Here is a 14647-nt window from a genome sequence, read left to right on the forward strand (position 1 = left end):
AATAAGCCAGCAAACATTATATCTATTACTACTTCTTTCAATTTAGAAACTCCATATCTAAGTAAACATAACGCCGGAGTTAAGCCGCCGCGCGTAGCGCGGTCGGCTTGAACGAATTGTTAGACATCATTTACCAACTGACTTGATGATCTCGCCTTTCACAAAGCGAATAAATTCTTCCAAGTGATCTGCGCGTGAGGCCAAGTGATCTTCTTTTTGTCCCAGATAAGCTTGCTTAGCTTCAAGTAAGACGGGCTGATACTGGGCAGGTAGGCGTTTTATTGCCCAGTCGGCAGCGACATCCTTCGGCGCGATTTTGCCGGTTATTGCGCTGTACCAAATGCGGGACAACGTAAGCACTACATTTCGCTCATCGCCGGCCCAGTCGGGCTGCGAGTTCCATAGCTTCAAGGTTTCCCTCAGCGCCTCGAATAGATCCTGTTCAGGAACCGGGTCAAAGAATTCCTCCGCTGCCGGACCTACCAAGGCAACGCTATGTTCTCTTGCTTTTGTAAGCAGGATAGCTAGATCAATGTCGATCATGGCTGGCTCGAAGATACCCGCAAGAATGTCATTGCGCTGCCATTCTCCAAATTGCAGCTCGCGCTTAGCCGGATAACGCCACGGGATGATGTCGTCATGCACGACAAGGGTGACTTCTATAGCGCGGAGCGTCTCGCTCTCGCCAGGGAAAGCCGAAGCCTCCATAAGGTCATTGAGCAATGCTCGCCGCGTCGTTTCATCAAGCTTTACGGCCACAGTAACCAACAAATCAATATCGCTGTATGGCTTCAGGCCGCCATCCACTGCGGAGCCGTACAAATGCACGGCCAGCAACGTTGATTCCAGATGGCGCTCAATGACGCTTAGCACCTCTGATAGTTGGTTCGAAATTTCGATGGTCACCGCTACCCTCATGATGTCTAACAATTTTATAGTGCGCTCGTCGCGTATATTTCTACCAACGTTACGCTAATATATTTATTAATTACTTTTTAACAAATAACTTAACTCATTACCAGCTATAATTTTTTCTTGGTACTAAATATAATAAGAAAGAAGAAAGTGCGCTCGGCGCGCATTTTCTTGAATATGTGAGCAAAACAACTAAGCTGTATATAAACACAGTATTCTTATTAGTGAAAATATGAAAACGCGTTCCCCATTTTTAAATTATATCGCTGAATATATGTTAGTGCGTCAGTATTCATTACGTACCGTAGATACTTACCTGAGGTGGATTGCATCTTATATTCATTTTCATAATAAGCGCCACCCCGCCTCAATGGGAGACAATGAAGTCGAACGCTACTTAGAACATTTAGTGTTAAAGCAAAATGTTGCACCACGAACGCAAGCCACAGCACTCAATTCATTGTCATTTTTATACAAGCATATAATAAAAAATGAACTGTCGTTAAACTTAAATTTTGCCCATAGTAAAAAACAAGCAAAGCTCCCTGTAGTTATGACCCCAGAGGAAGTTAAAATGTTGATGGCTCATTTAAATAAGCGCTATTATTTAATTGCAGCCCTCATGTATGGAAGTGGCTTAAGAGTAATGGAAGCGGTGCAATTAAGGGTGAAAGATATTGATTTTGATTATAAATGCATTCAAGTATGGAATGGAAAAGGTAATAAACACCGCATTGTTACGCTGGCCACAGAGCTAATACCTATGCTGAGAAATCAAATTTTGAACGTTGATGACTATTTAAAACTGGATTTAAATAGTACGGAATATTCTGGCGTATGGATGCCATATGCTTTAACAAAAAAATATCCAAGTGCCGCAAAATCGCTTGCGTGGCAGTATTTATTTCCTTCTCATATATTAAGTTCAGATCCTCAAAGTGGTGAAATAAGACGACATCATTTTCATCACTCTTGTATTAGAAAAGAGGTGAAAAAAGCCGTCCAAAAATCAGGATTAACAAAAATAATAACACCTCATACATTAAGACACTCTTTTGCTACTCATCTACTGCAAAATGGCGCCGATATAAGAACTGTTCAAGCTCAGCTTGGCCATTCTGATGTTAAAACCACACAAATATATACCCATGTACTGCAACAAGGTGCCAACGGGGTTGTTAGCCCTTTTTCAAGATTATAAGTGTCTCTTTTTAATCCTCTACGTATACATATTCGCTTTAAGACCAATACCGCTATCTATTTCTACTTTGAAAAACATAAAAAAGCCCCGCTTAATATTACTCAAGCAGGACTCCACACTAATTTTGTATCAATAAAAGCGCCTAAACTGCAGGCGCTTTGCATTATTGAATTTTATTGGTTAACCACGCTTTTAAGCGGATTAACTGGCTGTGCGTTGTCGTCTAGGATGTTCATATCGAAATCGAACTCATCAACACGAATCGCTTTTTCACGTTTTTTGTTGTAATCACTTAACTGAACAAATTCAGCGTCGTTAATTACTTTTGCAGCAAGTGCATTTTCAAGCGTGATTGAAAAACGCGTACCCGGCTTAAAGGTTTTAGCACGTAGCGCTTTTTTCACTTTTGCTAATAACTCAAGTGATGCCATTTTAGCTTTGTAAGCTTGCTCGTTGATGTGATGACCATCACCTTCAATTGGCTTAACTAAATGCGTAATTTGCGCTTTAAATGCTGTATCAAGCTGAGCTTGTTTTGCTAATTCACGAATTAAATCATCGCTGATTTTTGGCATTTTAGTTGAGTAGTTCATAGTAATGAAACGAATGAACTTACGAGTACCACTTGCAGGGAAGTTGTCTAAGAACTTGTGCAATGCTTCTTCAGCACTTTGTAGTGCAAAACGAGTCGCATAATGGAAGTAAGGAGCCGCTTGCTCACGCTCGCTGCTTGCTACTTTTTGTTCGTAATACTTAATAGATGCCATAGCTGCATACAAGAAGCTCATTACATCGCCTAAACGTGCTGAAAGCATCTCAGCTTGCTTTAATTTACCACCAAGTACTAGTAACGAAAAGTCAGCATATACAGCTAATTTAGCTGATAGTTTATGTACTGCTTTTTCGTAGTCACGTACTTCTGGTAGTGCTGAGTTTGCACCAGCAGTAAACGGTAATACACCTAAACGGAATGCACGTAAGCTATTTGCTGTGCTGTAGCCAATCGTCTTACGTAAAATACCGTTAAATTCTGCATCTGCGTTTTTGTCATCGCTGTGGATAGACTCAACCATAGATTGTAAGTATGGGTGACAACGCATAACACCTTGGCCAAAGATCATCAGGTTACGAGTAAGAATGTTCGCGCCCTCTACCGTAATGGCAATAGGCTGCGCCACGTAACCACTCGCTAATGTATTTTGTGGACCATTCTGAATTGCTTTACCTGCTTGAATATCCATTGCTGAGTCAAGCACGTCACGACCAAGCTCTGTCATATGGTATTTAGCGATTGCAGTCACTACCGATGGTTTTAAGCCCATGCCTAAACCTTCAGTTGTAAGTACTCGCATTGCTTCTTGTAGGTATGTTTTACCTGCAATGTCAGCTAGCTTTTCTTGAATACCTTCAAATTGACCAATTGATAAACCAAACTGTTCACGCACTGCTGCGTACTCAGAAGCTGATTTAAATGCAACTTGGGCAGTACTTACGCCCAGTGCTGGTAATGAAATACCACGCCCTGCGCCTAAACAGCTAACTAGCATTTGCCAACCGCGACCGATGTTTTTCTGACCACCGATAATAAAGTCCATTGGTACAAATACTTTGTTACCACGTGTAGTACCGTTGTAAAAACGGATACCCATAGGATCATGACGGTTACCAAGTTCTACACCAGGGTGCTCTTTTGGAATAAGTGCACAGGTAATACCTAGGTTTTCTTTACCACCTAGTAGACCATCTGGGTCAACCACTTTAAACGCTAAACCAAGTACAGTAGCAATTGGCGCGAGTGTAATGTAGCGTTTGTCCCATGTGATTTCTAAGCCGAGTACTTCTTCACCGTTGTACATACCTTTAGTTACAGTACCTACATCTGGAATACCGCCTGCATCAGAGCCTGCTTCTGGGCTGGTTAGTGCAAAACATGGAATGTCTGTACCATTTGCAAGACGTGGTAAGTAGTGTGCCTGTTGCTCCTCTGTACCAAAGTGAAGAAGTAACTCACCCGGGCCTAACGAGTTTGGTACCATTACGGTTACCGCAACCGCTGAGCTTTTAGTCGCAATTGTACCTACAATTGTTGAGTTAGCGTATGGGCTGAACTCTAAACCGCCAAACGATTTAGGGATGATCAGCGAGAAGAAACGCTCTTTTTTCAAAAACTCTAAAATGTCGTTTGGTAAATGAATACCATTTTGAATGACTGAATCGTCAATCATGCCAAGTAATTCTTGTACTGGGCCATCTAAGAACGCTTGCTCGTCTGCGGTTAATTTAGCCGCAGGTACGTCGCGTAGCGCGCTGAAATCTGGTTTACCTCGATAGATAGACCCTTCTAGCCATACATCGCCAGCGTCTAGCGCTTCTTGCTCAGTAACTGAAATGCTTGGTAATACTTTTTTTAATTTTGTACGTAAACTCATAACGAACTCATCCGACCAGATAAATAATACCTACATTACGTCATAAAAATCGCTTTAGATCAATTACTCTATTCAATTAATTAACAGTTTTTGCAATTTATTTTCTTTACCTGAACGTAAACTGTTGAAATAGAAAGCCTTACACTTGTACGCTGAAAATTAATTTTTTTGTTAAAAAATTAATAATTCAGACCACTAAGGCAATCAAAGCCTGTTTTAGGAGAGGCTAAAAACAAAAAACGCAGCTTAAAATTAAGCTGCGTTTTTTAAAAGCGAGAGATTAAATCGAGTCTAACTTATTTTAACTACCTGTTTGCCAGTAAAACCACCTGCTAACTGGTTATTTAATGCAGCCGAAACAGCGTTTGCATTAAAATCAACAGCTAAAACTTCTGGAGGAATTATCTCGCCATTTGCTACCGTTTCAAGCAACAAATTGCCCATAAAACTCATCCGCTGCTGCGCACATAAGCTGTTAGCTAGCCACGCACCTCCTAAGGAGACAATACTAATATTAGGCGCACGCCGATACATTAGCTGCTGTTCAAAGTTAGGGAGTGGATTTAAACAAGCAATACGACCACAAAAACGCATTAGTTCGATATTTTGAATGGTCGATTCCCCACCCATAATATCAATAACAGCGTCAAACCCTTGTGGACCTAACTCTCGACGAATTTTGTCACATAAGGCTTTATCGTTGTAATCAAAGACCACATCGGCGCCGAGTTGCTTAACTAACTTATGATTGCGCTTAGAGGCGGTGGTAAATACATCTGCACCGCGCTGCTTGGCAAACTGAATAGCAAATTGCCCTACAGCGCCAGCACCACCTTCAACAAAAAGTGTATCGCCCTCAGTTACTGATAGTTTATCTAAGCTGATCAATGCCGCCATTCCGGCACAGGGTAAAGTTGCAGCTTTTTCACTGGCTAATTGCTTGGGAATAATAGACACCGCATAATTAGGTACTTTTGCGTATTCGCTCAGTACCCCTTGCTCACCTACGCTGGCGTGCCACATAACACGCTCCCCTACCCCAGGAAAAATACCTTTACCCGCTTTAACCACTGTTCCCACTGCATCCAAGCCTAAAACATGCGGGTATTGCCACGTACAAAAGCCAGACTTGGCAAATTGTGCATCCACCGGGTTTAAACCAACGTACTCTACTTTTACTAATAACTCATTCCCTGTGCACTGAGGCACAGGTAACTGAGTATCCGATAAGTTAATATCCTCATTGGGCTCATATAACACAATAGAGCGCATTAATGTAGGAGTAGTATTTGGGTTTGTATCTGCAGTATTAGGCATCAAAAACTCTACTTGTTAGTATTACTTAACGCGTAACTCCATCGCCCATTAAATGACTGGTAGGCATTTACCTTGGCAAGTAGCGATGAAATAGTTGAATCAACGGCATTTTCTTGCGCTATTAAAACATCCTGACGCGCATCTAACAACTCTAAGTAAGGAATTTGCCCTTCTTCGTACATTGCTTGTGCTTGTAAAAATGCATTATTAGCAAATTGATAACGCTCATCAGCAAAGCGCGATTGCTGTGCTTGATTGACCAATAATTGCAGAGAAAGTTCACTCTCGTTAATCGCTTTTAATACCACTTGCTGGTAGTCAGTATACGCCGCTTGGCTTAAAAACTGCTGCGCATCGCGTTTTGCTAAAAGCGCAGGGTAACTTAATAATGACCACTGCAATTGCGGCGCTACTTGCCATTGCTGCTGGGTATCACTAAAACCGTTGCTCCCTAAACTTAACACGCCTGCAAAGCCGCTTAAGCTAATATCCGGCAATAAAGCTTTGCTGGCTGCTACACTCAGGCTATTTGCTTGGCTAAAATCAAATAAAGCACGACTTATATCAGGTCTTAATGCTATTGCATCATTAGGCTTTGCCAATGACACCGCAAAAGCCTTAGTTAATATAGTACGTTCATCATTAATGCTCAGTGATTGCGTAGTTTGCGCGCTTAATACGGCCAAAGTAGATAAGTCACGGTACTTGGCATATTCAATTGCCGGCACCAAGGCTTGCTGCTGTCTAAGTTGCGCCATAGTGCGGTTTAAGTCGAGCTCATTAGCCACACCTTCATCAACTTGGGCCTGTAGCACTTGAATGCTTTGTTCAAGCGCTTCTATTTGCATCTCAATAATTTGCTGCTTTTGCAGATTACCTTGATAACTCACAAAGCCTTTAACCACAGCCGACACCACTTCAATTTGCAATAACCTAACTTGCTCAGCTTGGCTCATTGCTTGTGAATTCGCGGCATCGACTAACGCAGTAATTCGACCAAATAAGTCGAGCTGCCAATCAAGTGCTACATTCGCACTTGATTGCCGGCTATTGGTATTGCCTAGTCCGCTTCGCTTTGCACCAATCTCAATACCTCCTTGCGGTAAGTATTGCGCTTGTTGCTCGCCAATACGCGCCAAAGCGCTTTTTAATACCAGCTGACTAGTTTGTAAGTCGTAATTATTAGCAAGTGCGTTGCTCACCAGTTGGTTTAGCTGCGCTGAGCCCAGCTTGTGCCACCAGTTTTGCTCATCTTCACCCATAAATTGCTCTGCAGATATTGCCTTGGCAACAAACTCATTAACCTGTTGTTGCTGAGCGGCTGTGTCAATTTTACTCGCACAACCTGATAACACAGCAACCGCTAATACAGAACTCAGCCATGGCGATAATTTAAGGGCGCTTAAGTTAAATTTAGTCATGTGAAGACTCCTCAACGCGCTGCTTTTTTACCACCAGCATATAAAACACCGGTGTAAATAATAGTCCAAACACAGTTACCCCAATCATGCCCGAGAACACCGCATTACCCATGGCATGGCGCATTTCTGCCCCAGCACCGGTTGCCAATACAAGCGGTATAACACCTGCGGTAAAGGCAATTGATGTCATTAAAATTGGACGTAAACGTAATCGACACGCCGCTAACATAGCCTCAAGGTGCGATAATCCGGTGTCATGCTTATCTTTAGCAAATTCCACCATAAGAATGGCATTTTTAGAAGCCAATGCGACCAGTACAATCAACGCTATTTGGGTAAATATGTTGTTGTCTGAACCTACAAACCACACTCCTAATAACGCTGAGAAAATAGTCATAGGTACAATTAAAATAATGGCCAGTGGTAAACGTAAGCTTTCATACTGTGCGGCCAGTACCATAAACACCAGTAATACAACCAGAGGGAATACATACACCATGGTATTACCGGCTAATACTTGCTGGTACGTTACCTCAGTCCACTCATATTCAATGCCAGTAGGCAATGTTTTTGCTAGTACAGCTTCAATCGCCAATTGCGCTTGATCAGAACTATAACCAGGCGCTGGGCTGCCATTAAGCTCTGCACTTGGGTAGCCGTTGTAATGCATTACACGATCAGGACCAATAGTAGGCGTTACCGTTAATACTGAGCCTAGTGGCACCATGTTACCCGCACGATTACGCACTTTTAGGTTTAGTATTTGCTCTGGGTCTACCCTAAAATCAGCATCAGCTTGAGCATTAACCTGATAAGTACGACCAAACAAATTAAAGTCGTTTACATACACTGAGCCTAAATAAATTTGCAACGAGTTAAACACTTCATCTAATGGAATGCCTTGAATAAGCGCTTGCTCACGGTCAATATCAATATCCATTTGTGGTACTTGAATTCTAAAGCTTGAATACAGCCCCATTAACGCTGGATCTTTTTGCGCCGCAGCAATCACTGATTGCAAACTGTTAAATAAGGCTTCAAAGCCTTTGTTAGCTCTATCTTCTATTTGCAATTTAAAGCCACCTGTGGTGCCAAGGCCTTGAATTGGCGGTGGTGGAAACACAGCGACAAAGGCTTCATCAATGGCCGCAAAACGTTGGTTTAGTTGCGCTGCAATAGCCGAAGCCGACATACTCGGATCGGTACGCTCTGCAAAAGGCGCCAGTGGCGTAAATACGATGCCGCTATTTGGGCTATTAGTAAAACCATTCACTGAAAGACCAGGAAACGCTACCGTGTTCGCAACCCCAGGTACCTCTAATGCAATTTGCTGCATTTGTTTTACCACCGCTTCTGTACGGTCTAAACTGGCAGCGTCAGGTAACTGCGCAATAGCGACTAAGTATTGCTTATCTTGTTGTGGAATAAAGCCACCCGGCACCGCATCAAACAATTTAATCGTACCGCCAACTAAAGCAATATACGCAACCATAACCACAACGCTCATACGAATAAGCTTTTGTACCAGCTTTTCATACCCTTTAGCACCACGGTCAAACACGCGGTTAAAAGGTTGAAATAACCAACGGCCAAATAATTTATTAAGCACGCGGGTAAACGCATCAGGCTCGGCATCATGTGATTTTAACAATAAAGCGGCCAGTGCTGGCGACAGCGTTAATGAGTTAAACGCCGAAATTACCGTTGAAATCGTAATGGTTAATGCAAATTGTTTATAAAACTGCCCTGAAAGCCCAGTAATAAAAGCCGTCGGAATAAATACCGCACATAATACTAATGCAATCGCAATAATAGGGCCGGTTACTTCCGTCATTGCCACGCGGGTGGCTTCAAGCGGTGATAAGCCATCTTCTATATTTCGCTCAACATTTTCTACGACCACAATTGCGTCATCAACCACGATACCGATTGCCAGTACTAAACCAAATAGCGATAAGGTATTAATAGACACTCCAAGCCACTGCATTACGGCAAACGTACCAATGAGTGAAATAGGCACCGCAATTAACGGAATAATAGACGCGCGCCAGGTTTGTAAGAACACAATAACCACAATCACCACCAGCACGATTGCTTCGAGTAAAGTGGCGATCACCGCATCAATTGAACCACGAACAAATACCGTTGGATCATAAACAATGTCGTATTCAACACCTGCTGGAAAGTCTTTTGATAAGCGTGCCATAGTTTCACGCACCTGATCAGAGAGCTCAATGGCATTTGACCCTGGACGTTGAAATATTGGCATCGCTAAAGCGGGTTGATTATCAAGCTCAGCACGCAATGCATAAGAATCTTGGCCTAAATCAACACGTGCCACGTCTGACAAACGCGTAAGCTGCCCTTGCTCCCCAACTTTAATAATGACTTGTTTAAACTCTTCAATGCTATTAAGGCGTCCTTTGACGTTTAATAGAATTTGGAACTGACTGTCATTTGAAATCGGTTGCGCACCTAAACTACCCGCTGCAACTTGCTGATTTTGCGAGCGTAGTGCATTGACCACGTCACTTGCAGTAAGCTCACGTGATGCTAGCGCATCGGGGTTAAGCCAAACTCGCATTGCATATTTACCGCCACCAAATAGACGAATATCACCCACACCAGGTAAACGCGCTATTTCATCTTTAATATTTAAATCGGCATAATTTGATAAATACGCGGTGTCATGGCTGTTTTGGGGTGAATATAAATGCACCACCATGGTTAAATCGGGTGATGATTTTTCAGCAACAACCCCTAAACGTTGCACTTCTTGTGGCAAACGCGGCAGCGCACTATTTACTCGGTTTTGCACTTGCACTTGGGCACGGTCTAAATCAGTGCCTAACGCAAATGTCACCGTGAGCGTCATACGTCCGTCACTGGTTGCTTGTGAAAACATATACAGCATGTTTTCGGTGCCATTTATTTCTTGCTCAAGCGGTGTTGCCACTGTTTGTGCAATAACCGTCGGGTTAGCACCTGGGTAACTGGCAGTCACAACCACTGTTGGTGGTACAACTTCTGGGTATTCACTGACAGGCAGCTGAAATAATGAAATGCTACCTGCAATTAAAATAATCAACGACAGCATGGCCGCAAAAATCGGTCGCTGTATAAAAAAGTGTGAAAATTTCATCTAATAACCTTATTGCTTAGCAACTAAATCGGCAGGGTTAGCACTTAGCGTAAATGCAACGCCTTGGGTATTAATTGCCACTTTATTTGGTGATATCGGCATACCGGGTCCTACACGAGCTGGGCCATTTACAGCAATAACATCGCCTTGCTCAAGTCCTGATGTGATGGCTCGCAACGATCCATAGCGCTCCCCTACCGTTACAAGCTTATACTGCAGCACATTGTTTTCGCCTACCGTTAACACAAAGCGATTTTTTAAATCTGTGCCTATGGCTCTGTCTGGAATAATGACAGTTTCACGCACTGCATTAGCAGCTAACTTAATGCGTGCAAATGAGCCCGAACGCAGCTCGTTACTACGATCATCAAATACCGCACGAACGCGTAAAGTGCCTGTAGATACGTTAATTTGATTATCTATAAAGTTAATATGGCCGCTATAGTTAAAATCGTCTTGCCCTACTTTTTGCATTACAACAGGCTGTTTGCTTGCAGCTGTTACTTCGTCAAATGCGCTATTCCAAGTACGTTCATCGACATCAAAGTAAGCGTACATTTTGTCATTAGAAACAATTGAAGTAAGCACGCTTTGCCCTGCAAGTACGTTGTTACCTTTGGTAATATTTGCGCGAGAAATCACGCCATCAATAGGAGAAACCACTGACGTAAACTCTAAATCGAGCTTTGCAGCTTTAAGCTGCGCTTGCAGTGCAGCAAGTTGTGCTTCACGCTGACGTAAAGTCGATGTACGCGCTTGTGCTTGCTCAGTCGAAATGGCTTTTCGCTCAGTTAAGCGTACAGCACGCGATGCTTCGCTTTTTGCTTGTTCAAGTGCTGCTTGAGCACTTTTTACCTGAGCGCTTAAACTGTCAACGGTTGCAGCGAATGAGCGATCGTCTAAACGAAATAATACATCGCCTTGTTTAACGCTATCCCCTTCTTTAAATTCAATTTGCTCAATAATGCCGGATACACGCGGCATTAATGCCACTTTTTGCGGTGACTCTAAGCGTGTTGTATAGGTATGCCAACTTTGAACTGGCTTAACCAAGACTTCGGCTACATCAATAGCTTGTTGTTGCTGTGCGGGGGCTGATTGCGCTGTACTTTCATCGGCACAACCGGCCAGTGTGATTAATGCAACAGATAGTGCTGTAGCAATTAAGTGTTTGTTCATAACGACGCTCCTTTTAATTTAGCATTGCATAATACGGAACATACTTGATGACAAAAACAATAGATTTTTAAATTCATTAGTGCCAAAATGGCATCAATACTCACTAAGTGATGAAATAATGGATACAACCAGTCGACTATTAATGCTGCTTGAAGTGGTAGAGCAAGGCTCATTTGCAAAAGCAGCCGAAATACGAAATATTGACCGCTCAGTGATCTCTAAGCAAATTAGTCGGTTAGAGGATGAACTTGGGGTAAGACTATTAAACAGAACAACCCGCTCATTCTCTCTTACAGCAGCGGGCGCTGAAATGATAAAAAAAGCGGGTGAGCTGCGAAGCCTGCTTGGCGAAACGGTGCGCATGGCAGAAAACTACCACCAAGAGCCACGCGGCGTATTGAAAGTGACCGCATCGACTTTAATAGGTCGACGCTACTTACAGCCAGTGATCAACGATTTCCAAAAACGCTTTCCACAAGTGGAAGTAGAACTGCGTTTAGATGACCGACTGGTTGATATTGTATCTGAGGGATTTGATTTAGCCTTTAGAGTGGGTGAACCCAAAGACTCATCATTAATTGCTCGTAAAATTGCCCGTAATCGTTTGTTACTATTAGCCGCGCCAGCGTTTATAGAAACATACGGTATGCCAACAACAATCACTGATTTGGCACAATTGCCAGCGGCCAGTTATGCCAGCAACTCACTGCGGGTAGAAGGCATAAATTACTATAACCACACTGGCGAGCACTGCGAGCAAAAAATAAAAAGTGTGTTTAGAGCAAACGATGCAGAAGTATTACTGATGAAAACCCTCTCTGGCACCACCTACTTTTTAGCGCCGGCATTTATTTTAGATAAAGAAGTGATTGATGGGCAACTGGTGCCCTTACTTACCGATGTAAAATTAATGGAACACAGTGCAATGTATGCTGTATACCCACACCGAGATTTACCGGTAAGAACACGATTGTTTTTTGATGCCGTGCGTGAATACATTGGCAAAGAAAGGCCGATTTGGGAGAACAGTATTCCTAATTTTGATCAAATGTATTAAGCCGCATCTGCACAGAGGTTAATATCAGAAAAAACCGCATTGCGCCCCGCATCTTTTGCCTTATAAAGTTGCTTATCTGCTTGCGCTATTAATTCAGCCAAATTTTGTTGTTGGTACTTAACAACGCCAACACTGGCTGTTAAATTTATGGTTATACCATTGGCTTCAATATATTTATTTGCAACGGCTTGTCTAAGATTTTCAGCCATTGCCAGCGCGGATTGTGCACTATCAAAATTGCTCATTAAAGAAAATTCTTCACCCCCCACCCTAAACACATACCCTTTTGCAAAAGTAATCCTAAATAGAGTTGCCAACTCAACCAGCACTTTATCTCCTACATCATGGCCGTATTCATCATTTATTTGTTTAAAGTGGTCAAGATCAATTAAAAACAAGTACAACTGTGACTTGTCTTTTATCTCCACTTCAAAATAATGACTCATAGACAAACGGTTTCCTGCCCCCGTGAGAGGATCAAGTAAGGCCAAGTTTTTAAGTCGCTTCGAAAATTCGGCCCTATTTCCTTCAAAAACATGAGAAATGACCCATATAATAATATAAATAAACAGTAAGTTGAGCGCTAGGTTAAAAGAGGAAAAATAAGGGCTTGGTAATTTATAAAGCAACACTGATGATTGCATAACCAAAAGTGTGGCCGATAACATAATACCGTATTTTCGACCAAGAAGTAGATAATACAAAATGGGTAAAGAAAACGCCCACAAAAACAAACCATTTTTAAGTGGTGCCAAAAAGGTTCCACATAATATAACTAGCGTTACAGTCATACAAACCGTTATGGCATACCAGTTTCGTTGCTTGTTTTTAACCAATTGTATAAAAATATAAAAACAAAGTGCGGAAAAACACACCTCTAAGCCGCCTACAATATAAAAATGATTTTTTGATAGGTTAAACACAGCAAAAATAAATGACAGCAAACCAAAAAATAAACACATCCATTTTAAGACATGCTTACGTAATATTTTTGTACTGTTAAGAGCGGCTATATCCATAAAAAACTTAAATCAAAACTAATGGTTTATATTAACCCTGAAATGCAATAATCACAACTTTATGCTTAACAACCCCCTTTAAAATAAGCAAAAAGGACTGGTTAAATGCAGCTATTCTGTAAGCAGTTCATTAACTGTGCCAACCAAGTCAGAAAATTCCTCATCAACATGTGCGATTTGTTTAGGGCTTAAGGTTTGATTTAATTTAACCAGCAACTGTGCGTATGCCCTTAAATTTTCCTCATTTCTCTCAATGAGTTCAGCACTCATAAACAGCTCTCGTTCTGTAATGATAGTGCGTAACTGCTGCGCAAATTGGGCATCATCAAGGGTTTGCTGATTAAACAGTGCTTCAAGTGCACCTAACCGAGTTAGTTTATAGTCATACCATAAATTGCTGGTACTGATATATTCACTGTTGGCTTGTGACACTAGCGTTCGCTGCTCTGAGGTGAGCTTACCAAGCCATTGTTCGTAGTAGTCTAGTTGCTTGTCTAAACGAGACTGCTGATGCTCCTCTTTGGTTAATGAAGCGTGCTCTTTTATTTCGTCATTAATTTGATCGCGAATGTTTTCTACCATTTCACTGCGTTGTGATGGAGTTAACGTTTTTGCCAGCTCGATTAAGGGATCACTCGCGTACAAAAGTAAATTGCGCCAATGCTGCTTTACCTGCGTTATTTTTGCCATTAACTGCGCTGTATCGGCTTGTTTATCGAGCAACTGCCTTAAGTCGAGTAAATCGGCTTTATATTTTGGTAACTCAACCTCTCGGTGCCAATCTCGGGTGTTATTAATAATCACTTTTAACTGCGTTGATTGGCTTTTGTTTAAGTCGACATAATCGTCTATCCAAAACGAAGACAGCCAACCAAGGTTGTTATAAGCAAAGGAAGTAGAACAACTGGCAATAAACAATAAACTGGTTATAAAAATAATTTTGCTTAGTTTTATATTTTTTAAATTA

Annotated in this window: 9 protein-coding genes and 1 pseudogene; 2 read left to right on the plus strand and 8 right to left on the minus strand. The window is 42.0% G+C overall.

Annotated elements, in window-relative coordinates:
* Positions 1–79 precede the first annotated feature (79 nt).
* Positions 80–918, minus strand: a pseudogene (locus A9479_RS18310) (AadA family aminoglycoside 3''-O-nucleotidyltransferase).
* Between the two features lie 229 nt (positions 919–1147).
* Between A9479_RS18310 and A9479_RS18315 the strand changes: the two are divergent.
* Entirely contained in the window at positions 1148–2116 is a 969-nt protein-coding gene (locus A9479_RS18315) for an integron integrase (RefSeq protein WP_064664210.1), read from the plus strand.
* A gap of 173 nt (positions 2117–2289) precedes the next feature.
* Here the strand turns inward: A9479_RS18315 and A9479_RS18320 are convergent, their stop codons facing one another.
* The 5 genes from A9479_RS18320 to A9479_RS18340 form a co-directional block, all read right to left on the minus strand.
* Positions 2290–4545, minus strand: coding sequence for an acyl-CoA dehydrogenase (locus tag A9479_RS18320; RefSeq protein ID WP_013463185.1), 2256 nt, complete (start codon positions 4543–4545; stop codon positions 2290–2292).
* A gap of 291 nt (positions 4546–4836) precedes the next feature.
* Positions 4837–5862 (minus strand): zinc-binding dehydrogenase, encoded by a 1026-nt coding sequence (locus A9479_RS18325; RefSeq protein WP_064664211.1) that lies wholly within the window; start codon positions 5860–5862, stop codon positions 4837–4839.
* An 8-nt stretch (positions 5863–5870) separates the two neighbouring features.
* Positions 5871–7283 carry a TolC family protein gene (locus A9479_RS18330; protein WP_064664212.1) on the minus strand — a complete coding sequence of 471 codons (1413 nt, stop codon included), beginning with the start codon at positions 7281–7283 and terminating at the stop codon, positions 5871–5873.
* Complete coding sequence (locus tag A9479_RS18335) at positions 7276–10425, minus strand: efflux RND transporter permease subunit (protein WP_064664213.1); 3150 nt, start codon at positions 10423–10425, stop codon at positions 7276–7278. Before A9479_RS18335 ends, A9479_RS18330 begins: the two co-directional genes overlap by 8 nt.
* A gap of 9 nt (positions 10426–10434) precedes the next feature.
* Positions 10435–11604 carry an efflux RND transporter periplasmic adaptor subunit gene (locus A9479_RS18340; protein ID WP_064664214.1) on the minus strand — a complete coding sequence of 390 codons (1170 nt, stop codon included), beginning with the start codon at positions 11602–11604 and terminating at the stop codon, positions 10435–10437.
* Positions 11605–11722: 118 nt separating this feature from the next.
* Here A9479_RS18340 and A9479_RS18345 point away from each other — a divergent pair, with 118 nt between their 5' ends.
* Positions 11723–12661, plus strand: a complete 939-nt coding sequence (locus A9479_RS18345; protein WP_008112392.1) for a LysR family transcriptional regulator — start codon at positions 11723–11725, stop codon at positions 12659–12661.
* Here the strand turns inward: A9479_RS18345 and A9479_RS18350 are convergent.
* Positions 12658–13680, minus strand: a complete 1023-nt coding sequence (locus A9479_RS18350) for a GGDEF domain-containing protein (protein WP_197487275.1) — start codon at positions 13678–13680, stop codon at positions 12658–12660. The two genes, A9479_RS18345 and A9479_RS18350, sit on opposite strands and share 4 nt — an antisense overlap.
* Positions 13681–13791: 111 nt before the next feature.
* A partial coding sequence (locus tag A9479_RS18355; RefSeq protein ID WP_082918355.1) for a DUF6279 family lipoprotein occupies positions 13792–14647 on the minus strand: 856 nt, incomplete at its 5' end.

Origin of the sequence: Pseudoalteromonas sp. MQS005 (assembly GCF_001661605.1) — a bacterium.
Lineage (GTDB): Bacteria > Pseudomonadota > Gammaproteobacteria > Enterobacterales > Alteromonadaceae > Pseudoalteromonas > Pseudoalteromonas tetraodonis.